Here is a 26,628-nt window from a genome sequence, read left to right on the forward strand (position 1 = left end):
GTCGATCGGGCTCGCGACGAATGCTTCCGTAGACTGACCAGACATGTGCCGGACGTTCTCCGGCTCGACAGCCGACCTGGCGTCTCGCCGGTGATGGAGGAAACGATGGGTGTGCTCGACCGGATCAGCTCGCCGGCCGATCTCCGGCCGCTGTCGGACGAGGAGATGCAGGTCCTCTCGGCCGAGATCCGGACGTTCCTGATCGAGAAGGTCGCCGCCACGGGCGGACATCTCGGACCGAACCTCGGAGTCGTCGAGTTGACGCTCGGCATCCACCGCGTCTTCGACTCGCCGTCGGATCCGATCCTGTTCGACACCGGCCACCAGTCCTACGTCCACAAGATCGTCACCGGACGCAAGGACGGCTTCGATCAGCTGCGCCAGCGCGGCGGGCTCACCGGCTACCAGGAGCGCGCGGAGTCCGACCACGACTGGGTGGAGTCCTCGCACGCGTCGGCGGCGCTGTCGTATGCGGACGGGCTCGCGAAGTCCTTCGAACTGACCGGTCAGCCGGATCGCACGGTGGTCGCGGTGGTCGGCGACGGCGCCCTGACCGGCGGCATGTGCTGGGAGGCGATCAACAACATCGCCGCCTGCAACCGCCGGGTCGTCATCGTGGTCAACGACAACGGTCGGTCCTATGCGCCGACGATCGGCGGACTCGCGAGTCACCTGTCGGGGCTGCGCCTGCAGCCCGGGTACGAGAAATTCCTCGACGAGGGTCGCCGCGTCGTCAAGCAGGTGCCGGTCGTCGGGGAGCCGGCGTACGCCGTGCTGCACGGGATGAAGAGCGGGCTCAAGGACCTCCTGGCCCCGCAGGCGATGTTCACCGATCTCGGCCTGAAGTACGTCGGGCCCGTCGATGGTCACGACATCGACGCGGTCGAGTCGGCGCTGCGGCAGGCCCGCGACTTCGGCGGCCCGGTGATCGTGCACACCGTGACCCGCAAGGGCATGGGCTACGCCCACGCCGAGAACCACGTCGCCGACCTCATGCACGCGACCGGCATCATCGACCCGGTCACCGGCCGGCCCACGAGCGTCTCACCCCAGGACTGGACCGCCGTGTTCTCCGCCGCACTGCTCGACGCCGGCGCCAACCGTCCCGACGTCGTCGCGATCACCGCGGCGATGCCCGGGCCGACGGGGCTCACCCCCTTCGGCGAACGCTACCCGGACCGCATGTTCGACGTCGGCATCGCCGAACAGCATGCGATGACCTCGGCGGCCGGACTCGCGCTCGGCGGACTGCATCCGGTTGTCGCGATCTACTCGACGTTCCTCAACCGCGCGTTCGATCAGCTGCTGATGGACGTCGCGCTGCTGAAGCAGCCGGTGACGCTCGTCCTCGACCGTTCCGGCATCACCGGACCCGATGGCCCCAGCCACCACGGCATGTGGGATCTCTCGCTGATGGCGATGGTGCCCGGCCTGCGGGTCGCCGCACCCCGTGACGCCGTCCGACTGCGCGAGGAGTTCGACGAGGCTCTCGGCGTCGCCGACGGCCCCACAGCCCTCCGGTTCTCCAAAGGTGCTGTCCCCGAAGACATCCGGGCGGTCGAGCGGCTCGACGACGGTGTCGACGTGCTGCACCGGACGGACCGGGACCTCGGTCCGGCGGGCGGCGATGTGCTCATCGTCGCGGTCGGTGCCTTCTGCGGGCTGGCCGTCGACACCGCCGAACGCCTGGCCCGTCAGGGAATCGATGCGACGGTCGTGGATCCGCGCTGGGTACTGCCGGTGCCCACCTCGGTGGTCGAGGTCGCGCGCCGCCACCGGCTCGTCGTCACGCTCGAGGACGGGTGCACCAGCGGCGGCGTCGGGTCCGCGGTCGCCGCCGCGCTGTCGGCGGCGGAGGTGCTCGTCCCGGTCCAGATCAAGGGCATCCCGCAGGAGTTCATCGCACACGCCTCGCGCAACGAGATCCTCGCCGATATCGGGTTGACCGCGCAGGACCTCGCCCGGTCGATCACCGCGACGGTCTCGGGCATGCAGGCCGGTCCCGGCCTGGACCGGGCGATCGAGAACACGCCCGATCCGGCGGAGAGCCGCGCCGAGGACTGACGTCCCGTTTGACCGATGCCGCCGCTGGGCATTTTCGCCGTGTGAACGACGAGTACGGTTCCGCGGGCGGGGATTTCCGGGGCATTCCGGCGCCGACCCTCGGGGTCGAGGAGGAGTTCGTCCTCGTCGACCGGGAGACCGGACGGCCGGTCGGGAGCAACCGCGAGGTGGCGACCGCGGCATCCGCGCGCGGCCTCGACCTCGAGTTGGAACTCACCTCGTCGCAGGTGGAGATCGCCACGCCGACCGCGGCGACGAGCCAGGAGATCGGCGACCACCTGCACCGGCTGCGGGGCATCCTGGCGGCGGCGGCCGGTGAGGTAGGCGTCGACGTGGTCGCCTGCGGGGTGCCGCCACGCGTGCCCGAGTCGTTTCCGGTGACCGACACCGGCCGCTACCGGGCGATCGCGGCGCGGTACGGCATGCTGGCCCACGAACAGGGCATCAGCGGCTGTCACGTCCACGTGGGTGTCCCGGACACCGACACCGCCGTCGCGGTGTGCAATCGCCTGCGCCCGTGGCTACCGATACTGCTTGCGCTGTCGGCGAACTCGGCGATCTACCGCGACGCCGACTCCGGCCACGCCAGTTGGCGCTCGGTGCTCTGGTCGCGATGGCCGGCGGCGGGACCGCCACCGCACCTGCGCTCGGCCGAACACTTCGCTGAGACGGTCGAACTCCTCGTGGCCACGGGCACGATCCTGGACCCGCACATGCTGTATTGGGACGCTCGGCCGTCGGATCACCTGCCCACGGTCGAGGTGCGGGTCGGGGACGTGCAGATGCGGGTGGAGGAGACACAGACCTTCGCCACCCTCGTCCGTGCGGCGGTGATGACCGCCCTCGACGACCTGCGCGCGGGGGACCGGCGGTTCCCGGCCGCGGACCTCGATCCGGCGCTGCTGTCGGCCGCGTACTGGATCGCCGCCCACGACGGCGTCGACGGGCGCGCGCTCGACCCGACGACCGGCGCGTTGGTGCCGGTCTGGACGCGGGTCGAGCAGTTCCTCACCGTGCTCGCGCCGGCGCTGGACCGACTCGGTGAGCGGGACGGCGTCATGCAGGCGCTGGACCGGCTGCGTCTGGATGGCAACGGGGCCTCTCGCCAGCGGCGCCTCTTCGAGGAGTCCGGATCGGCTCTCGCCGTGGTCCGGGCCGCGACGCTGCACCCGCCCGTCTGACGACGGACGCCTGCCCTTCGTGGGGCTCGTCGCTAGGCGCTCCTCGCACCTCAGTACCAGCGGCCTGACGGCCGTCCTGGACTACGAAAGAAACCCGTGTGCTCGCGGCGAGCCTTACTACTGCTCCCTGAGGAGGCCGGAGCTTGCGGAGGCCGTCACGAAGGGTCCTGGCGAGATGCGTCGCGAACCCTTCGTGGCTCGTCGCTGGCGCTCCTCGCACCTCAGGGAGCGGAGGGAGGGTGTCGCTTGCACCCCACAGACCAGCGGTTTGGTGGTTCCTCGGGTTAGGGTGCAGAGGGGTCAGGTCGGCCCCGATCGACTCAGCGCAGTGTCGCCAGGTTCGAGATCGACTTGTGCACATCGGATTCCAGGATCTTGGCGACGAGCCTGCCGACCGAGCCGTTGAGCAGACCGCCGGACAACTCGGCCGACAGGTCGAAGTGCGAACCGTCGGCGATCTCGTCGACCTTCATCGCCAGATCGATGTTCACCCCGCCGCGGCCGGTTCCCGACAGCGCGATGAGCCGCGGCTCGTCGTAATCGGTGACGGTCCAGTGGATCACATTGCGGAAGCCCTTGACCTTGATGAGGGAGGAGATGGTGGTGCCCTCGGCGATCGTGTCGGGGACCGGCGAGCGCCACCCGCCGAAGATGGTCATCCACTCGTCGAAGCGCGAGAGGTTGCTGGCGAGCGCCCATGCTGCGCTCGGTTCGAGGTCGGAGTCGATGCCGACGGAGACTGTGGCCACGGAACTGCTCCCATCGCGGAAGGTGGTGTGCACACCGGAGGTGACTTCCCGGTGGCTCGCGTACTCGGGTGATGGCATTCGGGTCGTGACCCCCGAATGTACGCGAAGGTCGGCACCACAGCGCGATGGCCGGGGGTCTCGTCGGGCTGGGCGATCTACTCGGCGGCCGCCGTCGGCCCTGGTCGGGCGGCGTCGAGGAGGGCCTCGGTCAGGGCCTCCGCACAGAGCGTCCGCTGCCACGTGCGGGCGCCGGCGGCGGCCAGATGTGCATCGAGCGCCTCGGTCGTGATCGGTTCCGGCAACCCGTCCCAGCACAGCTGTCGCACCACGTCGGGTGCGAGGAGGTTCTCCACCGGCAGGGTGTGGTCTTCGGCGATCTGTTTGAGCACCGGCCGGACCGCCTGCAGCCGCGCCGCGGCCTCCGGGTTGCGCTGATCCCACCGGCTGACCGGGGGCAGGCCCGGTCCGGTCGACTTCCGCGAGGGCAGCTTGCTGTCGGGGATCTCGCGCGCCCGCTGCAGCGCGGACATCCAGATCCCGGCCTGACGGCGCTGGCGCGGACCGCCGAAGACCGGCAGCTTGGTGAGTTCGGCGATGGACTGGGGGTTCACGGTCGCGGCGTTGACGATGGCCGTGTCGGGCAGGACACGTCCGGGCGCGACATCCCGACGCTGCGCCAGTTCCTCACGCGCGGTCCACAATTCGCGGACCGCGGCGAGGGCGCGGGTGGATTTGACGGTGTGCACGTTCGACGTCTTGCGCCACCGGTCGGTGCGCGGCGGTGCCGGTGGCCGGCCCAGGACGTAAGCGAATTCCTCTCGCGCCCAGCCGTCCTTGCCAGCTTCCGCGAGTGCGGCGTCCATGGCGTCGCGCAGTTCGACGAGGACCTCGACGTCGAGCGCGGCATAGTTCAGCCATTCGTCGGGCAGCGGGCGGCGCGACCAGTCGGCGGCGCCGTGTCCCTTGAGGAGTCCGAGCCCGAGGAACTCCGCCACCATCGCGGCGAGGTTGACCTTCGCCAGGCCCAGGAGGCGTCCGGCCAGCTCGGTGTCGTACAGCTCGACGCACTCGAAACCGAGTTCGCGGAGGCACGGGAGGTCCTGATCGGCCGCGTGCAGCACCCATTCCGGTCCGCGCATCGCGTCGATGACGGGCGCCAGCGCGCCGGGATCACCGATCGGGTCCAGCAGGAAGCTCCCCGATCCGCGTCGTTTGATCTGGATCAGATAGGCGCGTTGTGAGTACCGGTAGCCCGACGCGCGTTCGGTGTCGACGGCGATCGGCCCGTCGCCGGCTGCCAGAGCGGCTGCCGCGTCGGCGAATTCGGTGGCGGTCGCCAGTACCGGGGGCACGCCGTCGGCCGGCCGGAGCAACGGGGTGACCTCCGGCGCGGGGTCCGGCTCGATCGGGTTCTCGGCCGCATCCCCGGGGGCGGAGTCGTTCACGTCGCGCCGAGTTCGGTGACCCCGACCGGCGGGAGGCCGGCGGCGGAGGCGAGCACGTCGCAGAACGCCTCGAGGTGGTTGTTCAGGCCGTCCGAGCTCAGGGCGGTCCACGAGGCGCGCACCTCGAGCTGATGTGCGCGCGGAGGTCCGGCGATGTCGCCGTACCGGACCGACGTCGTGGAGGTGACGGTGCCGCCGAGCGCGGTCACCTCGACGCGGTGGGCGGAACCGTCGGGCGTGGCGGTCGCGCCCACCGGGACGCCGAGGGCGTCGCTGAGCCAGCTCCAGGCCACCTCGGGCAGCAGCGGATCCATGGCCAGGGCCGCCTCCACCTCCGCCTGGAGGAACGCGACGAGGCGCATGGTGCCGTTCCACGCGTCCTGTCCAGCGGGATCGAACAGCAGGATGAGGCGCCCGAAGGCGCTTCCCTGCGAATCCGTGGGCACCACGTCGAGGTCCTCGGGCGGGCGCACCTCGGCGCCGACGGCGTAGCTGTACGGCGCCAGGCGCTGCGGCGGGCGGATGGGCCCGACCTCGATCTCGCGGCGCACCCGGGCAGCATGCAGCGACTCCACCGCCGCGCGGAAATCAGCAGGCTCGTCCGGAGCTCCCGAAGAGGTCACCGTTCGACCGTAGGGCTGGGGTGCCCGGCCACGGCGGAGGCGCGCCGAGGACCACCCGTGCGCAGATCGAGGGGCATGGCAGAGTAAGCGGTGATGTCGAACGCAACTGGTACCCGGGTCCATAGGTCGAACCTGCCGCTCGTCGCCGCGGCCACCGGCGCGACCCCGTCACGCCGGCCGGTGTGGTTCATGCGGCAAGCAGGCCGCTCGCTGCCCGAGTACCGGGCCATCCGCGCCGATCACGGCATGCTGGAGTCCTGCTTCGACGCCGAACTGGTCTGCGAGATCACCATGCAGCCCGTCCGCCGGCACGACGTCGACGCGGCGATCCTGTTCTCCGACATCGTGGTGCCGCTCAAGGCCGCCGGCATCGACCTCGACATCGTCGCGGGCACCGGGCCGGTGATCGCCGAGCCGGTGCGCTCGCCCGACGCGGTGTCGCGCATCCCGCGGCTGGAACCGGCGGCGGTCGGCTCGATCGCGCGGGCCATCGAACTGCTGCTCGGCGAGCTGGGGGACCAGGTGGCGCTGATCGGCTTCGCCGGAGCGCCGTTCACCCTGGCCTCGTACCTCATCGAGGGCGGCCCGAGCCGCAACTACGAGCGGACCAAGGCGATGATGCACGGCGACCCGGAGACGTGGGCCGAGCTGATGGCGCGTCTCGCCGACATCACCATCGCGTTCCTGCGCGTCCAGCTGGAGGCCGGGGTCGACGCGATCCAGCTCTTCGACTCGTGGGCGGGCATGCTGTCGGCCGCCGACTACCAGCGTTTCGTCGCACCGCACAGCGCCCGTGTCCTGGCCGAGGTCGCCGGGTACGGCGTCCCGCGCATCCACTTCGGCGTCGGCACCGGTGAGCTGCTCGCCCCGATGGCGCATGTCGGTGCCGATGTCATCGGCGTCGACTGGCGTGTGCCGCTCGAGGAGGCCGTGCGCCGGGTGGGTCCGGGTAAGGCAGTGCAGGGCAACCTCGATCCGACACTGCTGTTCGCCGGCCCCGACGTCGTCGACGCCGAGGTCCGCCGGGTGGTCGCCGACGGTGACCGGGCGATCGCCGCCGGGGCGGTCGGGCACATCTTCAACCTCGGACACGGCGTGCTGCCCGGCACCGACCCGGACGTGCTGACACGCGCCGTCGAAGTCATCCACAGCCTCTGATGTCCCCGCGGGTCCGAATCGCGATCGTCGGCGGCGGGATCTCCGGTCTGACCGCCGCCTACCGCCTTCGTCGTGCGCTCGGGCCCGACGCGCACCTCGACCTGCTCGAGGCCTCCGGACGGGTGGGCGGGGTCCTGCACACCACGACGGTGGGCGGTCGGGCCGTCGACGTCGGGGCCGAGGCGTTCATCGTCCGGCGACCCGAGGCGCTCGAACTCGTCACCGAACTGGGCCTCGCCGACCGGATCGTCTCGCCGACGCCGCGCCGTCCCGCGGTGTGGTCGGGTAAGCGGTTGCATCCGTTGCCCAGTCCGGCGCTGATGGGCATCCCGGCCGGACCGGCCGTCGTCGACGGTCTCGCCGACCCCGAGGACGTCGACCGCATGTCCGGTGAACCCGACCGTTCGATGCGGTGGGAAGCCGGGACCAATACGTCGGTCGGGCAGCTGGTCGCCGACCGGTTCGGGCCCTCGGTGGTGGCGCGCAGCGTCGACCCGATGCTCGGGGGTGTGTACTCCAGTCTCGCCTCCGACATCGGGGTCCGCGAGGCGCTACCGGCGCTGGCCACGCGCCTCGACGCGGGCGCGCCGTCGCTCACCGCTGCCGTCGGCGACCTCATCGCCGCGGGGGCCGGGGCCTCGGGGCCGGTCTTCGGCGCCCTCGTGGGCGGATACCAAGTCCTCCTTGACGCCCTGCGGGCCGCGGCCGGCGTCGAACCCGAGATCTCGTGTCCGGTCACCGATGTCACTCCGTCGGGGGCCGGGTGGGTGCTCGACTTCGGTGCGGCTCGCGACCCGCGACCGTACGACGCCGTGCTCCTGGCCGTGCCGGCCTGGCGGGCGGCGGAGCTACTGGGTCGGTCCGCGCCGGACCTGTCTGCGCCGTTGCGCTCGGTCCGGGGCGCCTCGTCGGTGGTGGTGTCGATCGCGCTCGCGCCGGGGACCGAGCTGCCCGATCACTCCGGTGTGCTGGTGGGGACCGGAGAAGGATTGCGCGCCAAGGCTTTCACGTTCAGCTCGCAGAAGTGGGCGCATCTGTCGGATGCGGACCGGCCGGTCTCGGTGCGGGCGTCTTTCGGGAGGTTCGGTGCGGTGGTACCGGATGAGACGACCGAACCCGGCGTCGACGACCGGCTGCGTCGTGAGGCACTCGAAGACCTCGACGAGGTGTGCCGCGCCGCCGGTGTCGCGCCGGTGTCGTCGCGGGTCGTCGACGCATACGTCCAGCGTTGGGACGACGGACTGCCGGTCTATGCGCCCGGGCACCTCGCCGCGATGTCGCAGGTGCTGGCCGCGCGGCCGTCGCGTCTGGCCTTGGCCGGGTCGTCGTATGTCGGGGTCGGGGTGCCGGCCTGTATCGGTCGGGCCGGTCGCGCGGCGGCCGAACTGCTGGCAGATCTGACGTGACCCGACTCCGCTGACCTGCCTGGTCGCCGGGTGGGCGCCGGTGGCACGATGGCATCCATGAGCCGCTTGGATTACGCAGAACTCAACTCGACGATCCGCTACCTGATGTTCTCGGTGTTCGCGGTCCGCCCAGGTGAACTGGGTGCTGATCGCGATCAGGCCAAATCCGACGCCGCGGACTTCTTCAAGTCCCTCGAGGACACCGGCGTCGTCGTCCGCGGTGTCTACGACGTGTCGGGCCTGCGCGCCGACGCCGACTTCATGATCTGGTGGCACGCCGAGGACGTCGAGCCGATCCAGGCCGCCTACGCGAAGTTCCGTCGCGAGACCGTTCTGGGACGGGCGTGCAACGCGGTGTGGAGCAACGTCGCGCTGCACCGGCCCGCCGAGTTCAACAAGAGCCACATCCCGGCGTTCCTCGCGGGCGAGGACCCCGGCAACTACATCTGCGTGTACCCGTTCGTGCGGTCCTACGAGTGGTACCTGCTGCCCGACGAGGAGCGGCGCAAGATGCTCGCCGACCACGGGAAGGCAGCGCGCGCGTACAAGGACGTCCGCGCCAACACGGTGTCGTCGTTCGCGCTGGGTGACTACGAGTGGCTGCTGGCCTTCGAGGCGCCGGAGCTGCACCGCATCGTCGATCTCATGCGTGATCTGCGCGCCACGGAGGCGCGGATGCACGTGCGCGAGGAGACCCCGTTCTTCACCGGACCGCGGGTCGAGGTGCCGGCGCTGATCGACGCCCTGCCCTGAGCAGAGCGCGGGACCGGCCGCTACTCGGCCGGTTCCAGCGTCAGGCTGATGGAGTTGATGCAGTAGCGCAGGTCGGTGGGGGTGTCGTAGCCCTCACCGGCGAAGACGTGGCCGAGGTGGCTCTTGCAGTTCGCGCAGAGCACCTCGACGCGCCGCATGCCCAACGAGTTGTCCTCGACCTCGATGATCTTGTCGCCGGCGAGCGGGGAGAAGAACGACGGCCAGCCGCAGTGCGATTCGAACTTCTGCTCGCTACGGAACAGTTCGGTGTTGCAGGCGCGGCACCGGTAGATGCCGACCGTCTTGGTGTCGGTGTACTCACCGGTGAACGGCGCCTCGGTGCCCGCCTGGCGGAGGACACGGTACTCGGCCGGCGTCAGGCGCTGGCGCCATTGCTCGTCGGTGAGTTCGGCGAGATTCTCGGCGTCGGTCGACGGGGTGCTGTCGGTCATGTCCTCCACGGTAGCGCGCTGCCGGACCGGCTTTGGCAGCACTATTTCGACAGGCCCACGGTCTCGCTCGTGGAAGTCGTGGTCTCGGTGGCGGGGATGCTCGGCGCGTCGGTCTCCGAGCGGACCGGCGGCACCATGCCGGCCACCCCGTCGGACCGCATGTCGAGGTAGCGGAACAGCAGCGAGCAGAACACCGCGATCATCAGGAGTGACCAACCCCAGGTGACCTTGTTGTACTCGACCATCCAGCCGAACGCCGTCCAGCGGTCGGAGTAGAAACCGTCGAAGGTCATGCACCCGTAGACACCGAGCCAGGCGGGCCAGTTGCGCATCGGCGATCCGGGCAGCAGCACCGTCATCAGGAGCGGGAACAGGAGCATCGAGTAGTAGCCCTGGCCGAGCGAACCGACGAGGAAGGTCGTGCACAGCAGCACCCCCGACGATGCCGTGATCCACAGCAACTCGTTGGTCTTGCGGTAGTAGCGGTACAGGAACCACAGCGAGAACGCGGCCATCGCGACGAAGGCGACGCGGAGCAGTAGTACCAGCCAGGGTGCGACGCCGAAGTACGCGCCGTTGCCGGCGATCGAGCTGTTGTAGTAGTCGCGCGCCTCGCCGAGGTACGGGACGGTCCGGCTGATGAAGTCGTTCGCGTCGACCGACAGGGGCCAGGCGACGATCGTCAGGACGACCGGAACCACGATGGCGAGCGCGAACACCCGCCACTGCCGGTTGAGCAGCGGGAGCAGCATGAGCGGCGCCAGCACCGGTTTCACCGCGAGGGTGAGGCCCATCGGCACGCCCGCCCACCAGTCGTGCCGGCTGAGCATCAGCATCAGGAAGGCGAGGAGGCCGAGGAGCACGAACGAGTTGAAGTTCGTGAAGATCAGTGTGTGCGAGACGGTCTCGGTGCTGAAGAAGAAGAACAGGACCGTCGGCATGACCCACGAGTTGAACGCGAACCCGAACATACGGGTGAGCAGGTAGGCGCAGATCAGCAGCGCGATGACGCTCGCGGCGATGAAGGCCCAGCGGGCGCGCTCGTAGTCGATGACGGCGACCGGCGCCATCAGCAGGGTGCCCGACGGCGGGTAGAGGTAGTGCGGGTCGACCGTGGCGTAGTTCTCGCCGTAGACCGGCAGGCCGTTGAGGAAGTTGTAGGCCGCGGCGTACACCGGTTTGAAGTCGTCGGTGCGGTCACCGTTGACACCGAGGAACACCGAGCGGTGCACGACCATGAGCAGGCTGATCGGCCACAGGACCATCGGGATGATCCGCTGAGCACTCATCGGGGGATAGAGATACCTGTCGAGATTGGCCACCCGCGAACCGTACTACGCGCGCCGCCGAGCTCAGAACCGTGCGGCGTGGTCCGGGGACTCAGGTGGGGCAGCCCCGCTGGGTCGGACCCTGCAGCGGCGCCCGATCGACGTACTCCGCCACGACCCCGGCGGCGCACGCACTGCGTCCCAGGACCGAATACCCGAGGCCGTCCCAGGTGACGGTCACTGGCTCGGCCTCGGCGTTCATGAACAGCGGCACCAGCGCATTGGCTCCCTCGCCACCGTTGATCGGGTCGCGCGTCCCGTTGAGGATCAACGGGTCGGCGGGCAGCGACGTGGGTGGCCGGACCGGATTGCCCGACGCCCAGCCGTTGCACCGGACGAGTGACAGCGCACTGTTCGCGCCGGTGAGGGGGTTCTGCTTGGACCACGCGTCCACCAGACCCGGCACCTCGTTCTGACCGACCGGGCCGGTCACGTCGTTGCAGCGGGACACCAGGGCGCCGTCGGGGAGCCGCAGGGTCGCGGCGCGATCGGCGAGGCGGACCAGCGCCGCGGTCTGGCCGCGGTCGGCCGCTGCGATGGCATCTGCGAGGTCGAGCAACGATTGCGGGCGGTCCGGCGCCAGGGCCAGGGTCGTGGTGATCGCATCGAGAGCGGCCGTGTCGGAGAGCGACTCGAGGTCGCCCGCCCGTGCCTTGCCCAGCATGCGGGTCATCGTCGCGACCCCGTTGGACCCGAGCGCGCAGCCCGGTAGGGCCGAGCACCGCTGTGCGAAGCCCTGGAGCGCCACCTGGACGCCCTGCGCCTGCGACTGCGCGCGATCGCGTGCGTTCGCGCCGAACGGGGTCGGGGTGTCGAGGATGATCCGCCCGGCACGTCCGCCGTACATGGAGGCGTAGGTGAGCACGACGTCGGAACCCTCACCGGTGCCGATGAGCCCCAGATGTTCGACGCCCCAGCGCTGGCGAAGGGACTCGAGGTCCGCGGCGGCGTTCGCGGCCCCGAAACTCAGTTGGTAGGGGGTGAGCGTCTCCGTGCACCCGTCCGAGGCCGATGATGCGGCCGCGGACAGGCGCGAGATCCGCGCGTCCGTCGTCGTGGCGCGGTCGACGAGGCCGTTGTTGGCGATCGTCGTGCGTTCGAGTCGGGTCATGCAGTCGATGTCGCTGCTGAGCGGGATGCCGCGATGGTCGACCGCGACCACGGGGTGCGAGGAGAGGAACGCCCGGCCCTGGCCGGCGGCCATCACCATCAGGGTCCGCGACGACGGCAGATCGGAACCGGAGGTGAGGACGAGCGGCGCGGCGTCGGGTGGGGTGTCCGCGGTCCGGGCGCGCGTCACCGCGATCGACACGACCTCGCCGTCGGGCTGGTCGCGGTCGATGGGCGAGTCGTATTCGGCGCATTCGATCGTCACGCCCTCCGGACGCGGCACCCCGTACCGTTCGCTGGTCTCGGCGGCGCACTCGCTCCACTCGAGGTCGGTCTTCGGCACCGCCAGCGCCGGGGCGGGCGGGGCGGTCGACGACGACGGTGCCGGCCCCTCCTGACCGCCGCCGCCCGGGATCAAGTCGGGACCACGATCGGGACCGACGGCGCAAGAGGACAGGACGATCGCCGCGATCACGCCGGCGACCACACCCGCGAGAGCCCTCGGGCGTGTGTTCGGTGCTGCGCCGACGGCCGGGGTGTGCGCTCTTGGCATGTCCGCGAGCGTAGTCAACGAATCCGGGAGGACGCTCGAGCCGGGTGTCGGGGTGAGTCCCGGACCGGGAGCGGACAGCTCATCCTGTGGACGGGCGGCCGTCGCGGACCCAGCGGGTGAACACGAACCCGTCGTCATCGGTCATGATCGACGCCGGGTGCAGTGCGCGCAGGACCGCCGCCCCCTCGTCGGTGACCGCGATACGGCCGGCGATCCCGCCGACGAGGTGCGGGCTCGTGGTCAGACACAGCTCGTCCACGGCATCGGCCGCCACGAGCGAACCGAGCAGACTCGGACCGCCCTCGCAGAGCACCCGGGACCATCCGCGAACACCGCAGTGCTCCAGGATGGCCGCGGTCGACACGGCGTCGTCGCCGCAGTCCACCAGCGTCGCGCCGGCATCGAGCAGAGCCCGCCGGCGATCGGCGGGCGCGTTCGAACAGGTGAGGACGACGGTGTTCTCGTGGGACACGGGCTCGAAGTCGGGCGGTATCGACAGCGACCGGGACACAAGCGCGAGTGCCGGGGCGGGCGCCTGCCCCAGCGATCGCCGGACTGCGGCGAGGGCGTCGTCGGGCTCGGGTTGCCCATATCCCTCGGTGGTCGCCGTGCCCGCACCGACGAGGACGACGTCGGCGAGCCCTCGCAGCACGCGGAACACGGCTTTGTCGCCGGGACCGCCGAGACCGCCGGACTTGCCGTCGACGGTGACCGCACCGTCGATCGACGACACCATGTTCGCCCGCACGAACGGCGCGCGTCGTCCGGATCCGTGGACGATCGAGGTGGGTACGAGTAGAGCTCGGCCAGCCGGACCAGCTCGTCCTCGGATGTGACCTGGGTCGCTTTCTGCAGGTGGAACATGCGTTCATCATTCCGCGCCTGGCTACTCTCCACACATGGTGGCCCGACTCTGCGATCGCAACCCTGCGACCTCGCCCGACGCACTCATCGACGAGATGGTGCCCCCGTCGACCTTCGACGACGTGAGCTTCGACTCCTACATCCCCGACCCCAACGAGCCGTCGCAGGCCGAGGCGGTGGCCAAGGCGCGCGACTTTGTGGCGCGGGCGTCGAAGGCGCGCTCGGGCAAGAAGGGCCTGTTCTCCCGGAAGGCGCCGGCCCAAGGGGTCGGTCTGTACCTCGACGGCGGCTTCGGCGTCGGCAAGACCCACCTGCTGGCGTCGATCTACCACTCGATGCCCGCACCGAAGTCGTTCGCCACGTTCGTCGAGGTCACACACGTGGTCGGCGCGCTGGGCTTCGTGAACGCCGTCGAGCGGCTCTCGCAGCACACGGTGCTGTGTATCGACGAGTTCGAGCTCGACGACCCGGGCGACACGATGCTCGTCTCCCGGCTGCTGACCGAACTCACCGCCAAGGGCGTGTCGATCGTCGCCACCTCCAACACGCTCCCCGGCCAGCTGGGGGAGGGCCGGTTCGCCGCCCAGGACTTCCTACGGGAGATCCGCAAGCTGTCCTCGGTGTTCGAGACGATCCGCGTCGACGGTCCCGATTATCGTCACCGCGATCTGCCGCCGGCGCCGGAGCCGCGCAGCGAGTCCGAACTGACCGAGATCGCCGAGTCCACCGACGGCGCGACCCTCGACGACTTCGACGCACTGTGCGACCACCTCAGCACCCTGCACCCGTCGAAGTACAAGGACCTCGTCGACGGCGTCTCCCTGGTCTGCATCTCTGGGGTGCACCCGGCCGAGGACCAGTCGGTCGCCCTGCGCCTGGTGGTGCTCGCCGACCGTCTTTACGACGCCCACATCCCGGTGACCGTCTCGGGCGCGAAGCTCGACGAGATCTTCACCGAGGAGATGCTCGCCGGCGGTTACCGCAAGAAGTACCTACGCGCCACGTCGCGCCTGCTGGCTCTCTCGCGGTTCGCGGAGTCGGCGGCCTGACTTCGGGGTAGAGGCCGTCGTCGGCGGCCCTCACACTGTGGAGTTGTCAATGTACGTGGAGCAGCCCGGGTTTCGGGCCCCCCGCGACAACGTGCCACCAGCAGGCGGCCGAGGTTGTCGAGGTCCGGTGACTCAGGCGGCGTCGTCGAGGCGCATGGTGCGTCGGTTGTAGGCGGGGAGCGGTCGGCGCGCGGGGTCGACTTCGACGGGTGGTATCAGCCACGGATGTCGGTCGTAACCCAGGACGACGTCCCAGCCATGGAGGTGAACCTGCGTGTGGCATCGCTGGCAGAGCAAGCAGCCGTTGTCCAGGCTGGTCGTTCCGCCGTCCGCCCAGTGTTCGAGATGGTGGACCTGGGTATGTGACGGTGGCGCACCACATTTGATGCAGCAGGCGTCCCGGACGACCACGGCCTTGCGCAATTCCGGTGGGAAGACCCGCTTTTCGCGACCCATGTCGAGGGGCACGGTGGCCGAGTCGACCACGATCTCGGTCAGGGTGCCGTCGCACGTGAGAGCGCGGGCGGTGGTGTCGGTGATGGTGCCCGTCCATGGCAGGGTGCCGAGGTCGGTGGCGTCGGCGGGGATGGTCAGGATCAGTTGTGTGCGTGGGGCTCCCGCGGTCTGGACGGTGGCGCCCAGGCATGCCTGGTCGAGGATCAGTTCGAGCGCATCGGCGCGCCGTTCTGCGGGCGAGCGGCGATCGCCGGCGCCGTCGGGTTCGGGTCGCGGGACGGAGCGCTCGTCGATCATGGCGATGAACTTCTCGCCGATGACGTTGGTCAAGTCGGCGGCGATCTCGACCCGGCCATCGTCGGTGACGTTGTGGACGACGGCATTGAGTGTCCGATCCTCGGCGGCCGGGACTCCGCCGTTGGTCTCGGCAACCGTGTTGCCGAGGGCTCGAGCACGTCGCAGCACCTCTGCGGGCGTGGCCCCGGACAGTGCCTGGGTGATCAACTCGGTCTCGAAGGCGGCTCGGTCGTCGTCGACAAGCGCAGTGGCCGAGCGCTTCTCGATGTGATCCAGGCCGCGGGCGACGGCGTCGACGATCTCGGCGGAAAGACGGCCGTCGGCGGCGTGGCCGGCAACCTTGGGTAGATCTTCTAGTCTGTCAACGATCCGCACGATTCGCGAGGCCACAGCGGGCGCGAAGCCCATCTCGATCAGCAGTCTCCGTAGCGTCGAGTGGTTTCGCTCAGCGACTCGTAGGCGACCCAGTTTTGCTGAGCGCATGGCGATCCGGTGATCGATCACGTTCCGCATAAGCCGCAGCGTCTCCAGCTCGATGAAAGCTGCACGCCCGGCGGGATCATCAGCTGGTGACTCGGCGTCGACCAGTTGATCGAGAAGCAGTGTGAGATCGGTCATGCCTCCAAGGTACTCGACATCCTGGCGAGCGCCAGGGGTTTTGCACATGAATACTGTTGCACTGCAATCACTCTGAGAATGTGGATCGAGGCGTGATTACCACGAGAACGCACCTTCAGTCACAGGAGTATCCGGTTGTCCCGTGATGTGGCGCGAACTTAAGTTGGTTCGACTCAAGAAAACGCCAGGGATTCGACCACGACGGCGGAACGCCGCGATTACGGAGTCGAGCGGATCAACCGCAGACGACTGGTCATACGAAATGCATCGGGACGGGAGGCCGTTGCGGCGGCGCAGAAGTCGGGCAAGGAGTGGGGCGAGGTGAACGTGACGGCGATGTCCTCGTCGACCAGGATGTCCACAAGGTTGATGAACCGCTGCTGCGCCTCCTCGTCGGCGACATCGAATGTCGGTACGTCGGTGATCGTCCATCGGGGATACATTCGCGCCCACGTCAGATACTCGATGGTTGACACCGGCGCGTCACACAAGTGCGCAAACGAGGCCTGCAGACACCCGTCACGCTCGGAGTGGACCTCGAAACGTCGCCCACGAACAGTGAGCCCGACTGTCTGGGTGGTCTCGGACACGCGACCTGACGGCGGCACTGTGATCCAAGTTCCCGCGGCGAAGCCGACGGAGTCCCCGCGGGAGATGTGCGGTAGTCGGTCTGCCCGTTCAGGTGATGGACGTCGAAATGATTCTTGATCAGCGTGATGCCGGGCTCGAAGAGGTGATGCCAGATGGGGTTCGGCAGAAGGTCATCCGGGGCGTAGTTCGACGTCGCGAGGACGGTGATCCGGCGGGCGAGCACGTACTCCAGCAATCGGATGAGGAGACGTGCGTCCCCGGAGTCGTGCACGTGAAGCTCGTCGAAGTACAACAGCTCGCTGTTGCCGAGGACATCGTCCATGCCCAGGCGTAGCGAGTGCGGGTCGTGCCGGTGCTCGTGTACTCGGCGCTGGAGTTCCTCGAAAAAGCTGTGGAAATGGATCCGCGTCTTCCTCGGTACGGGGCTCACGTTGTAGAAGGCATCGGCCAGCCACGTCTTGCCCCGACCGGCCGAACCGTGGACATAGAGCCCGCGCGGGCCCGACGAGCGTCGTGTCCGCCGGCGTCCCTCCGGAACGAGGACGGCGAGCCGATCGACGAGTAGCCGTTGCTGAGGGTCCAGCACGATCCCGGCGTCGGCGGCCGCCGCCGAGATCGCGGTGACTACTGCATGACGCTCTGCGGACACTCTCGAATGGTCACACGGAAAGCGTGGTGTCTTGACAGCGCGTGGCCGAAGTCACCAGTCCAGGTGCGACGTCCGATCGAACCGAAGGCTCACAGCCGCTGCGTGAACACGTAGTCGTGCTCGATGCTGTCACCGAGGGTGAAGGTCTTCGCGCCGGCGCGTTCGAAACCCATCTTCGTGTAGAACCGCTGGGCCCGGACGTTGAGCTGGTTCACGCCCAACCACACCAGAGCGCTGCCGTGCGACCGTGCGCGATCGAGCGCGGCACCCATGAGCAGGTGCGACGGAGTCGCGCCCTGCCGCGAATGATGGTCGCGCAGCACATACATCTTCGAGATCTCGCTCACCGGACGCTCGGTCACGACCGCACACACGTCGGGGTGCCTTGGGTCGCCATGCAGCACCAGCGCGTAGCCGAGGATCGGTCCGCCGACACCGTCGCGCGCGACCAGGACATCGGCAGTCGGATCGGCGATATGATCACGAAAGCTGTTCTCCCGCAGGTTGTCGGCGACGAAGTTCTCGATGTCGGCCGGTGCAGCGTGCGGCGGGCACGCGAGCGGGAACGTGACGGCGGCGACCTCGGCTACTCCCGCCGCCGCTGCGGGGTCGGTCACGACCTCCACGGTGACATCGGCGAGGTCGGCGGCACCGGGGTCGGTCACGACAGCGGACGAGCCGGATCGGCGGTCCAGGCGTTCATCGATCCGTCGTAGACCGCGACGTCGTCGCGTCCGAGGCTGTGCAGCGCGAAAGCCGCTGCGGTGGCGGCGATCCCGCCGCCACAGTAGGTGACCGGGCGTACCGACGGATCGAGGGCGCCGACGTCTGCGAACAGTGCGCGCAGCTCCTCGAGCGGCCGGAGTCGCCCCGCGTCGTCGACCAGTTCGGCGAACGGCACGTTGACACTGCCGGGAATGTGGCCGCCCGCGAACGACTCCCGGTCGAGCGCGTTGACCAGCAGGACGGAGGACTCGCCGGTGGCGGCGGCGACCTCGTCGGTGGAGACGATCCGCTGGGGCCGGCGGCGCGGGGTGAACGATGCCGCGGTGGTCGTCACCTCGCCGGTCTCGACCGGGAGGCCGGCCGCGGTCCAGGCGCCGTACCCGCCGTCGAGGACGAGTACGTCGTCGAAGCCCTCGAGTCCGAACTGCCACCACAGTCGCGTGGCCCAGATGCCGTTGGCGGTGTCGTACACGACGACGGTGGAGTCGTCGCCGATGCCGAGGCGGCCGACCGCATCGGCGAAACGCGCGGAGTCTGCTGCGGCGAACGGTGCCTCGCCGTCGGGGTCGCTGAGGTCGGTGATCTGATCGGCGAACACCGCGCCGGGCAGGTGCCCGGCCAGATAGGTCTCCCGACCGGAGGCGACGTGTGCGCCGTCGGCATCGAAGGTCAGATGGACGGTGGCGTCGACGATGCGGAGGTTCTCCTCGCCGAGGCGGGCGGCGAGATCGGTGGCGGAGATGAGGGGCGTCATGACAGCCACGGTAGTCCCGTCAGTCGACGAGGGGTTCGGCGACGAAATCGTCGAGGTCGACACTGCGCGTCCGCGCCCAGTAGTCGACGATCCGCCATGGCAGGACGGCGACGACGCGTCCGTCGGGGTTGCGATACCAGTTGGTCATCGCCGGATGCGTCCACACCATCTGCGCGTGGGCGCGGTCGACGGCGTCGTTGTATTCCTCGGTGACGTCACGTCGGACTTCCAGTACGCCCAGCCGGTTCTCGATCATCGCGCGGAGAGCGTCGCAGACATAGCGCACCTGGTATTCGAGGATGCTGATGAAGCTGCCGCCGTGTCCCAGTGCGGTGTTCGGCCCGGTGAGGATGAACAGGTTGGGGAAGTCGGGTGCGGTGATCCCCAGGTAGGCGTACGCGTCGTGATCACCCCACGCGTCGACGGTGTTCTGCCCGCTGCGTCCGACGATGTCCATGGGGTAGAGGTAGCGGTCGCTGTGGAATCCGGTGGCGAAGACGATGATGTCGAAGTCGTGGGCGGTGCCGGTGCCGTCGACGAGTCCATCGGAGGTGACCCGTTCGACGCCGTGTGGAACCAGCTCGACGTTCGGCCGGCGCAACATGCGAAACCAGCCGTTGTCCAACAGCATCCGCTTGCCGAAGGGCGGGTAGTCGGGAGTCGACAGGTCGATGAGGTCGTCGCGGTCACCCAGTTCGCTGCGCAGGTAGCGCAGGTAGAACTCGCGGTGACCGTGATTGACGGCGTTGATCGACGCGGTCGGCTCGGGCCAGTCCGGGTCGATGCGCAGGGTCGAGTGGACCTTGTCGTTGAAGATCCACGACAGTCGTGCGCGGTACCACTCCCGGTACCCGGGGAGGTTGTCCATCAGCCAGTGCACGTCGTCGCCGACCGGGGCGAAGTAGTCATCGTTCGGCGCGATCCACTGCGGCGAGCGCTGGAAGATCGTCAGCGATCCGACCCGATCGGCGATGGCCGGCCCGATCTGCATCGCGCTGGCACCGGATCCGACGATGGCGACCCGTTTGCCGGTGAGCGCGCCGGGCCCGTCGAGTTCGTCCGGCCATTGTGCGGAATGGAAGATCGGACCGGTGAAGTCGTCCATCCCCGGAAGTTCGGGAAGCTTCGGGCGGTTGAGGAGACCGACTGCGCTGATGAGGATCCGGGCGGTCAGGGTGTCCTGGTGGCCCTCGCGGTTACGGACGTGGACCGTCCAGCGCTGGGTCTCGGCGTCGTAGGCGGCCGAGAGGACCTCGGTGCCGAAGCGGACGCGATCGCGCACCGCGTGCCGGTCGGCGAAGGCCTGTAGGTAGCCCTGCACCTCGTCGCGCTTGCCGAAGTGCGTGGACCACGGGTGGTCGAAGGACGAGATCGAGTACAGGTAGCTCGGCGTGTCCACGCCGGCGCCGGGGTACCGGTTCTCGTACCACGAGCCGCCGACCTCGTCGTTCTTCTCCAGCACGGTGTGCTCGACGCCGGCTCCGGCGAGTTGCGTGGAGATCAGCATGCCGGCCACACCGGCGCCGATGACCAGCGCGTCCATCGACGTGGCGAGATCATCGGGCAACGCCGGCAGATGCATATCCCGGAGGTCGCCACGGACGATCTCGGTCATCATCGGCGCGAATTCCGGGGCCACCTGCTCGCCCGCCGTGAACGACATCAACGATGCGACGAGTGCCTCGTCGGCCGGCTTCCGCGCAGGCCGGCCACGGTCGTACCAGTCCTCGAGGGCGTCGACGACCGCCGCGCGGATCTCCTGCTGGACGTCCTCTCCGAGCCCGCCCGAGGAGTTGTCGTCCATGCCTCGGCTCCGCGTCGGGCGGAATCGATCGGCCATCCACCGGTGGTCACCCGTCATCTCCACGAGGACCGCGAGCAGGGTCGGGATGTTGCCCGCCGCCACGAATGCCCGGATCTCCGCTGTGGTCGGGCGCGTCTCCGGACGCAGCGAAACAGATGTCATAACCAAAACTAACCACTGTTAGTAGTGCGACGTCAACACCGCCTTCAACTCCGTCTGACGGCTCTTGACGACCAAAGCCGGCTGTGCCACTGTGTCCTCAGTCATACTAACAACGGTTAGTGAGCACGGAGGATTGACATGGATCTCAGCGAGGCAATGCGCACGACGGGCACCTGCCGCTACTTCAGCGACCGCCCGGTGGAGGACGAGGTGCTGTACCGGGCGTTCGACGACGCGCGATTCGGCCCGCAGGGCGGCAACCGCCAGCCCGTCCGTTGGGTCGTCGTCCGCGACGAGGTGACCAAGAAGGCTCTCGCCGACCTGTACCTGCCGTTCTGGGAGGGCTACTACGCCGCGGTCGTCGAGGGGTCGAAGAAGGTCGGCGCCATCCCCAAGACCGTGGAGAGCGCCAACTATTTCGCGCACCACCTCGCCGAGGTGCCCGCCCTGATCGTGGTGTGCGCCCAGATGGACGGACTGCACCCGACCGACCACGAACTGGGCAGGCTCAGCGTCGTCGGCGGGGCGTCGATCTATCCGAGCGTCCAGAACCTCACCCTTGCGCTCCGGCAGCAAGGCGTGGCCACTGCGCTGACGACCCTGCTCTGCGCCGCCGAGAACGAGGTGAAGAACCTCCTCGGCATCCCCGAGGGTTATCTCACCGCCGCCCACATCGCCGTCGGCTATCCGCGTGACGACTTCCCCCGCAAGCTGTCCCGGACCCCGGTCGAGGAGATCGCCTTCCTCGACCGCTTCGACAACCGGATGTTCGCGTGAGCGCCCCCGCCGTGAACCCCTCGACGCGCGCCCTGTCTCCCGCTCAGACCTCGATGCTGGGCCGGGCCACCATCGGTGACCAGCTGCGTCGCCTGGCCCGGTCCCAGGGTTCGACCCCGGCGATCGTGGCCTACGACGCGGAAGGCGGACGTACGTCGACGTCGTACGCGGAGCTGAACACGATGGCCAACCGGGTCGCCCATGTGCTGCTCGACCTCGGCGTCGGGCGCGGGGATCGCGTTGCGGTGATGAGTCGTAACCGGGTCGAGACGGTCGCCACCTACTACGGCGCCCTCAAGGTCGGTGCCGCGTATTCCGGCGTCAGTCCCATGTTCCGGGAGGGCGAGGTCGCCCAGCAGCTCCGGCACCTGGAACCGACGGTGCTCGTCGTCGAGCAGCCGCTGTCCGCGTTGGCCGGCCCCATCGCCGACAGTCTCGGCATCTCGGTTCTCGTCGTCGGCGACGACGAGGCGAACTCGTGGAACTCGTTCGACGAGTCCGTCGCGGCGGCTGACGATTCCGAACCCGACTGCGAGGTCGACAACACGATCTCGCGATGATCGTCTACACCAGCGGCACCGAGTCGACGCCGAAGGGCGTCGAGATCGCCCATCGGAACTACCTCATCTCCACCTCGCCGGCGTACACGTGGGGGCTGCGCTGCCGCAACGACGACGTGTGGCTCTACGTGATGCCGTTCCACACGATCGCCGGGATCGGCTCGCTGACCTCGTTGACGCTGCTGGGCGCCACCCTGGTGCTGCCGGCCGCGGTCGACCCGGCGACGGCGTTGCGGATGATCCGCGACGAGAAGATCTCGGTGCTGGCCCAGACGCCGACCTTCTTCATCGCGCTCGCCAACCACCCGGACTTCGGGGCCGACACCGTCGGTTCGGTGCGCCGCTGCCTGACCTACGGCGGTCAGGTGTCGCCGCACGCGGTCGACGCGTGGGCCGCGGCGACCCCGGAATCGGTCTGGGGTACCTACTGGGGACAGTCCGAACTCACCCAGCTCGGCTCCGTCGGCTGGTTCCGGCGACTCGAGGACGTACCGGACCAGGACCCGACCTGGATCGGGAAGCCGGTCGGGCACCTGGAGGTCCGGGTCGTCGACGCCGACGGCAACGACGCCGAAGAGGGCGAACTGCTCTGCCGCACACCGTCGGTCATGCTCGGCTACCACAAGGACCCCAAGCGCACCGCTCAGGTCTTCGAGGGTGGCTGGGTGCACACCGGTGACATCGTGCGCATCGACGCCGACGGCAACCTGTTCTTCCGCGACCGGCGCAAGGACATGATCAAGACAGGCGGTTTCAACGTCGCGTCACAGGAGGTCGAGCGAGTTCTGCAGGCGCACCCCGACGTCGAGCGTGCCGCCGTCGTCGGGCTGCCCGACCCGTACTGGTCGGAGGCGGTCACCGGATTCGTGGTGCTCCGCGCCGGCGCGGAACACACCGGCGCGGACATCCGTGAGTACTGCCGAACCGACCTGGCATCGTACAAGGTGCCCAAGGAGGTCCACGTGGTCGACGCGTTGCCGACCGACGCCCAGGGCAAACTGCTCAAACGCGAGTTGAGGAAGGCCTATGGAACCGGTCAGGGCTGAGATCGACGCCGACGCTGCCACCGACGAAGACCGGACGCCGCCGGCGCGGCGGCCCCGCCGACGCCGCGACGAGATCGTCGAGGCCGCGGCCCGCTACTTCGCCGATCACGGCTACTCCAACGCGGGGATGCGTGACATCGCCCAGGCGGTCGGTATGCGGGGTGCGAGCCTCTACAACCACTTTCAGTCCAAGGAGGAGATCCTCTACGCCATCGCGCTGCGGATGACCGAGGATCCCCAGCAGGATCTGCTGCTGCTCGACGCCGAGGGCGGTCCCGTCGAACGGCTCACGAACCTGATCGAGGCCCACGTCCGGCGTCTGGCGCGGCACCGGGTGGAACACCTTGTCGCCCTTCGGGAATTGTCGGCGCTGACACCCGAGCACCGACGGGTGGTCACCGACTATCGGAAGTACTACCAGCGTCGAATTCGCGATGTGATCGCCGCCGGCGCCCGACTGGGGCTGTTCGAGGTCCGCGACCCACACCAGTCGGCGATCGCGGTGCTGGACCTGATGAACGGGATCAGCTGGTGGCTGAACGACTCTCACGATGTCGACCAGTTGGTCCGCGATTACGTCGACTTCACGATCGGTGGCGTTCTCCACCATCGTCCGACGTCGTGAGCGGACCACTCGCCGGCGTGCGGGTGGTCGAGATGCCCGGGCTCGGGCCGACCCCGCACGCCTGCATGCTGCTCGCCGATCTCGGCGCCGACGTCATCCGGATCCGGCGGCCCGGCCCGGATCTGCCCGGGCCCGACGGTATCCCGGATGCCGACGCCGGTCTGTACCGGTCGCGACGCACGGTCGACGCCGACGTCAAGGACCCCGACGACGTGGCCCGCATCCGTGAGCTGATCCGGCGCGCCGACATCGTCGTGGAGGGCTTCCGTCCGGGCGTGATGGAACGCCTCGGCCTGGGTCCCGAGATCTGCTCCGACGCACCGCAACTCATCTACGCGCGCATGACCGGGTGGGGTCAGGACGGGGATCGTGCCGCGAGCGCCGGACATGACATCAACTACCTGGCGGTCACCGGCGTGCTCGAGGCGATGGGTCCGGCCGGCGCCCCGCCGGTGCCGCCGCTCTCGCTCGTCGGCGACTTCGGCGGGGGATCGATGCTGCTCGTCGTCGGCGTGCTGGCCGCTCTGCACGACCGCACGCGCACCGGCCGAGGCCAGGTCATCGACGCCGCCATGGTCGACGGTGCCGGACTGCTCGGCGCGCTGCAGTGGTCGTGGAAGGCCGCCGGACGCTGGGGGTCTCGGGACCAGGGCAATCTCCTCGACGGCTCGGCGCCGTTCTACGCGACATATCGGTGCGCCGACGACAAGTTCGTCGCCGTCGGCGCGCTCGAGGAGAAGTTCTGGCGGAACCTGATCGACACCCTCGGCATCGGCGACCTGCCCGACCGGTGGGACCGGGCCTCGTGGCCGGTGATCAGCGCGGCATTGCACGCCCGCTTCGGGTCGCGTACGCGCGACGAATGGGGGAGTGTGTTCGATGGTGTGGACGCCTGTGTGACACCGGTTCTCGACTTCGACGAAGCCGCGGCAGACCCGGTCGCGGTGCAACGCGGTTCGTTCGTGCGCGTCGACGACGCGATCGCCCCCGCGCCGGCACCGCGGTTCTCCCGGACCGTACTGCCCGCGCCCTCGGGTCCGTCGGCGGCGTCGTTGGGGGAAATCGTCGACGAGTGGTCGGCGGGCAACTGAGACGCCGATGAGCCAACGAAAAACCCCCGGATCGATCCGGGGGTTTTGTCGTGGTGCGCGATACAAGGATTGAACTTGTGACCTCTTCCGTGTCAGGGAAGCGCTCTCCCACTGAGCTAATCGCGCGGGTATGGAATTGTGCAGCGGTGGAGGTGGCGACGGGAATCGAACCCGTGTACACGGCTTTGCAGGCCGTTGCCTCACCACTCGGCCACACCACCAGATGCGAGTCGACTCGCGCCGAGCGGATGACGGGATTCGAACCCGCGACCCTCACCTTGGCAAGGTGATGCGCTACCAGCTGCGCTACATCCGCATGCCCACGAGCGATCTTGTGGATCGTGCTGCTCGCGGTGCGAAGAGAAACTTACGCGATGGTTTCCGAACTATCCAAATCGCCTGGTCAGGGGCGTGGCCGCGAGTGAATCACCAGCGTGTGATTCGCTCCCGTGCCGCATAGGCGGGTTTGTGACGTGGCCCACCGCGGTGATTTGGGACTTCTGCGCAACCCGTGTAATCTTCTGGCTCGTGCGCAGGCGCCCCCGGCACTGACCGAAGGCGCCCGACACGGTCCCGTGGCTCAGTGGAAGAGCGTCCCGTTCACACCGGGAAGGTCGCTGGTTCGATCCCAGCCGGGACCACCAGGTGATAGCGGCTGTCAGGTCATCGGGCCATCACTCGACCTCTCGCCAGCCACGACGCGCCTTCGTTCTTCAACAGCAACCGCACCGCCACCGTCTAAGGTTTGCTCCGTGCCCTGTCGGAGTTGTGCGCGGTGACCATTCCTGATTTCCAATCCCTAATGCGGCCAGTGCTCGCCTTTCTCGCCGACGGGCAGGTCCACAGATCTCGCGATGTTGTCGAGGCCATGGCTGATCAGTTCGGTTTGACCGAGGCTGAGCGCGCCGAGATGTTGCCCAGCGGTGCGGCGAAACGAATCAACAACCGAGTTGGGTGGGCGACGACCTACCTCAGCCAGGCCGGCCTGATCGAACGCCCTGGCCGAGGGCAGATTGTGATCTCACAGCAGGGGCGTGGCGCCTTATACAGCAATCCCGAGCGCATCGACATGAAGGTCTTGGAGGAATACGAGTCGTATCGCGCGTTCAAGATGCGGAAGCGGAAGCGCGAGGATGACTCTCACGAGGACCACGACATCGTCGAACCGACTGTGACTGACGACGATGGGGCGGCGACGCCGAACGACCTCCTGGAGCGTGCGGTCGCACTTAATCGGGCGGCCGTTGAGAGCGAGGTGCTGGCAACGGCACTTAAACTCTCGCCGACCGGGTTTGAGGAGCTGGTCGTGAGGCTCCTGGACCGCATGGGATATGGGCGTGCCGGATCGGTCGAGCGAACGAGCGCGTCGGGTGACGCAGGAGTGGACGGGATCATTAGCCAGGATCCGCTCGGCCTCGATCGCATCTATGTTCAGGCGAAGCGGTACGCCGAGGACCGTGCTGTCGATCGACCGAGGATCCACGAGTTCGCGGGAGCGCTCCTTGGAAAGCAGGGCGACCGTGGCGTGTACTTAACTACATCGAGATTCACCCACGGCGCTCGCGACGAGGCAGAGCGAATCAACGCCCGCATCGAACTCATCGACGGTTCCCGGCTCGCCGAGTTGCTGGTGCAGTACGAGGTCGGCGTTCAGCCCGAGCAGGCTGCGACTCTGTATCGCCTGGACGAGGACTTCTTTGAGTCGATCTGATGATGAACGGGGTGATGAATGCAAGG

Annotated in this window: 21 protein-coding genes, 4 tRNA genes and 3 pseudogenes; 12 read left to right on the top strand and 16 right to left on the bottom strand. The window is 68.6% G+C overall.

Annotation, left to right across the window (positions count from 1 at the left end):
• Positions 1–105 precede the first annotated feature (105 nt).
• Positions 106–2,064, top strand: coding sequence for a 1-deoxy-D-xylulose-5-phosphate synthase (gene dxs / locus QAD21_RS10850; RefSeq protein ID WP_280361407.1), 1,959 nt, complete (start codon positions 106–108; stop codon positions 2,062–2,064).
• A 41-nt stretch (positions 2,065–2,105) separates the two neighbouring features.
• Entirely contained in the window at positions 2,106–3,245 is a 1,140-nt protein-coding gene (locus QAD21_RS10855) for a glutamate--cysteine ligase (RefSeq protein ID WP_280361409.1), read from the top strand.
• Between the two features lie 320 nt (positions 3,246–3,565).
• Here the strand turns inward: QAD21_RS10855 and QAD21_RS10860 are convergent, their stop codons facing one another.
• From QAD21_RS10860 to QAD21_RS10870, 3 genes are all read right to left on the bottom strand, one after another.
• Entirely contained in the window at positions 3,566–3,994 is a 429-nt protein-coding gene (locus tag QAD21_RS10860; RefSeq protein ID WP_068969826.1) for an SRPBCC family protein, read from the bottom strand.
• Between the two features lie 155 nt (positions 3,995–4,149).
• Entirely contained in the window at positions 4,150–5,439 is a 1,290-nt protein-coding gene (locus QAD21_RS10865; protein WP_068969823.1) for an HRDC domain-containing protein, read from the bottom strand.
• Positions 5,436–6,062, bottom strand: coding sequence for a DUF3000 domain-containing protein (locus tag QAD21_RS10870; protein WP_058250234.1), 627 nt, complete (start codon positions 6,060–6,062; stop codon positions 5,436–5,438). Before QAD21_RS10870 ends, QAD21_RS10865 begins: the two co-directional genes overlap by 4 nt.
• Before the next feature lie 93 nt (positions 6,063–6,155).
• Between QAD21_RS10870 and hemE the strand changes: the two genes are divergently transcribed.
• The 3 genes from hemE to hemQ are packed head-to-tail and all read left to right on the top strand — an operon-like array spanning position 6,156 to position 9,379.
• Complete coding sequence (gene hemE, locus QAD21_RS10875; RefSeq protein ID WP_078112320.1) at positions 6,156–7,220, top strand: uroporphyrinogen decarboxylase; 1,065 nt, start codon at positions 6,156–6,158, stop codon at positions 7,218–7,220.
• Positions 7,220–8,626, top strand: a complete 1,407-nt coding sequence (gene hemG, locus QAD21_RS10880; RefSeq protein ID WP_068969822.1) for a protoporphyrinogen oxidase — start codon at positions 7,220–7,222, stop codon at positions 8,624–8,626. Before hemE ends, hemG begins: the two co-directional genes overlap by 1 nt.
• Positions 8,627–8,683: 57 nt before the next feature.
• The gene (hemQ, locus tag QAD21_RS10885) at positions 8,684–9,379 is read left to right on the top strand and encodes a hydrogen peroxide-dependent heme synthase (RefSeq protein WP_058250316.1); all 696 of its coding nucleotides are present in this window, start codon (positions 8,684–8,686) and stop codon (positions 9,377–9,379) included.
• Positions 9,380–9,399: 20 nt separating this feature from the next.
• Here the strand turns inward: hemQ and msrB are convergent, their stop codons facing one another.
• The 4 genes and pseudogenes from msrB to QAD21_RS10905 form a co-directional block, all read right to left on the bottom strand.
• Complete coding sequence (gene msrB / locus QAD21_RS10890) at positions 9,400–9,831, bottom strand: peptide-methionine (R)-S-oxide reductase MsrB (protein WP_058250317.1); 432 nt, start codon at positions 9,829–9,831, stop codon at positions 9,400–9,402.
• A gap of 41 nt (positions 9,832–9,872) precedes the next feature.
• The gene (locus tag QAD21_RS10895) at positions 9,873–11,153 is read right to left on the bottom strand and encodes a glycosyltransferase family 87 protein (RefSeq protein ID WP_068969821.1); all 1,281 of its coding nucleotides are present in this window, start codon (positions 11,151–11,153) and stop codon (positions 9,873–9,875) included.
• Positions 11,154–11,211: 58 nt separating this feature from the next.
• Positions 11,212–12,822, bottom strand: a complete 1,611-nt coding sequence (locus QAD21_RS10900; protein ID WP_280361415.1) for an alpha/beta fold hydrolase — start codon at positions 12,820–12,822, stop codon at positions 11,212–11,214.
• A gap of 79 nt (positions 12,823–12,901) precedes the next feature.
• Positions 12,902–13,686, bottom strand: a pseudogene (locus QAD21_RS10905) (pyrimidine reductase family protein).
• Between the two features lie 35 nt (positions 13,687–13,721).
• On the opposite strand from QAD21_RS10905, the gene zapE (QAD21_RS10910) reads away from it, so the two are divergent.
• Positions 13,722–14,735 (top strand): cell division protein ZapE, encoded by a 1,014-nt coding sequence (zapE, locus tag QAD21_RS10910; protein ID WP_058250238.1) that lies wholly within the window; start codon positions 13,722–13,724, stop codon positions 14,733–14,735.
• Positions 14,736–14,867: 132 nt separating this feature from the next.
• Here zapE (QAD21_RS10910) and QAD21_RS10915 read toward each other — a convergent pair whose 3' ends face one another.
• From QAD21_RS10915 to QAD21_RS10940, 6 genes and pseudogenes are all read right to left on the bottom strand, one after another.
• Positions 14,868–16,106 (bottom strand): HNH endonuclease signature motif containing protein, encoded by a 1,239-nt coding sequence (locus QAD21_RS10915; protein ID WP_211540518.1) that lies wholly within the window; start codon positions 16,104–16,106, stop codon positions 14,868–14,870.
• Positions 16,107–16,324: 218 nt separating this feature from the next.
• The gene (gene zapE, locus QAD21_RS10920; RefSeq protein WP_348534513.1) at positions 16,325–16,714 is read right to left on the bottom strand and encodes an AFG1/ZapE family ATPase; all 390 of its coding nucleotides are present in this window, start codon (positions 16,712–16,714) and stop codon (positions 16,325–16,327) included.
• A gap of 50 nt (positions 16,715–16,764) precedes the next feature.
• A pseudogene (gene zapE / locus QAD21_RS10925) lies at positions 16,765–17,346 on the bottom strand (cell division protein ZapE); the annotation flags it as partial.
• A gap of 89 nt (positions 17,347–17,435) precedes the next feature.
• Complete coding sequence (locus QAD21_RS10930; protein WP_205334116.1) at positions 17,436–18,011, bottom strand: GNAT family N-acetyltransferase; 576 nt, start codon at positions 18,009–18,011, stop codon at positions 17,436–17,438.
• Positions 18,008–18,826, bottom strand: coding sequence for a sulfurtransferase (locus QAD21_RS10935; RefSeq protein ID WP_205334115.1), 819 nt, complete (start codon positions 18,824–18,826; stop codon positions 18,008–18,010). The genes QAD21_RS10930 and QAD21_RS10935 overlap by 4 nt, the downstream gene beginning before the upstream one ends.
• Positions 18,827–18,845: 19 nt before the next feature.
• A complete protein-coding gene (locus QAD21_RS10940; RefSeq protein ID WP_068969818.1) occupies positions 18,846–20,792 on the bottom strand; it encodes an NAD(P)/FAD-dependent oxidoreductase in 1,947 nt (648 codons plus the stop codon).
• A 138-nt stretch (positions 20,793–20,930) separates the two neighbouring features.
• Here QAD21_RS10940 and QAD21_RS10945 point away from each other — a divergent pair, with 138 nt between their 5' ends.
• The 4 genes and pseudogenes from QAD21_RS10945 to QAD21_RS10960 all read left to right on the top strand — a co-directional run bounded on the left by QAD21_RS10945 (position 20,931) and on the right by QAD21_RS10960 (position 24,891).
• Complete coding sequence (locus tag QAD21_RS10945; RefSeq protein WP_068969817.1) at positions 20,931–21,569, top strand: nitroreductase family protein; 639 nt, start codon at positions 20,931–20,933, stop codon at positions 21,567–21,569.
• Positions 21,566–23,175: pseudogene (locus QAD21_RS10950) on the top strand (class I adenylate-forming enzyme family protein). The gene QAD21_RS10945 and the pseudogene QAD21_RS10950 overlap by 4 nt, the downstream one beginning before the upstream one ends.
• On the top strand, positions 23,156–23,800 hold the full coding sequence (locus QAD21_RS10955; RefSeq protein ID WP_065632091.1) for a TetR/AcrR family transcriptional regulator: 645 nt from the start codon (positions 23,156–23,158) through the stop codon (positions 23,798–23,800). The pseudogene QAD21_RS10950 and the gene QAD21_RS10955 overlap by 20 nt, the downstream one beginning before the upstream one ends.
• Entirely contained in the window at positions 23,797–24,891 is a 1,095-nt protein-coding gene (locus QAD21_RS10960) for a CaiB/BaiF CoA-transferase family protein (protein ID WP_068969816.1), read from the top strand. The genes QAD21_RS10955 and QAD21_RS10960 overlap by 4 nt, the downstream gene beginning before the upstream one ends.
• Before the next feature lie 51 nt (positions 24,892–24,942).
• Here QAD21_RS10960 and QAD21_RS10965 read toward each other — a convergent pair.
• The 3 genes from QAD21_RS10965 to QAD21_RS10975 all read right to left on the bottom strand — a co-directional run bounded on the left by QAD21_RS10965 (position 24,943) and on the right by QAD21_RS10975 (position 25,207).
• A tRNA-Val gene (locus tag QAD21_RS10965) sits at positions 24,943–25,017 on the bottom strand.
• Between the two features lie 21 nt (positions 25,018–25,038).
• Positions 25,039–25,112, bottom strand: a tRNA-Cys gene (locus QAD21_RS10970).
• Positions 25,113–25,134: 22 nt separating this feature from the next.
• Positions 25,135–25,207 (bottom strand) — tRNA-Gly (locus QAD21_RS10975).
• A gap of 253 nt (positions 25,208–25,460) precedes the next feature.
• On the opposite strand from QAD21_RS10975, the gene QAD21_RS10980 reads away from it, so the two are divergent.
• Positions 25,461–25,535 (top strand) — tRNA-Val (locus QAD21_RS10980).
• Between the two features lie 131 nt (positions 25,536–25,666).
• Positions 25,667–26,602 carry a restriction endonuclease gene (locus QAD21_RS10985; RefSeq protein WP_065632217.1) on the top strand — a complete coding sequence of 312 codons (936 nt, stop codon included), beginning with the start codon at positions 25,667–25,669 and terminating at the stop codon, positions 26,600–26,602.
• Positions 26,603–26,628 lie beyond the last annotated feature (26 nt).

This window comes from Gordonia sp. SMJS1, assembly GCF_029866425.1.
Taxonomy (GTDB): Bacteria; Actinomycetota; Actinomycetes; order Mycobacteriales; family Mycobacteriaceae; genus Gordonia; species Gordonia hongkongensis.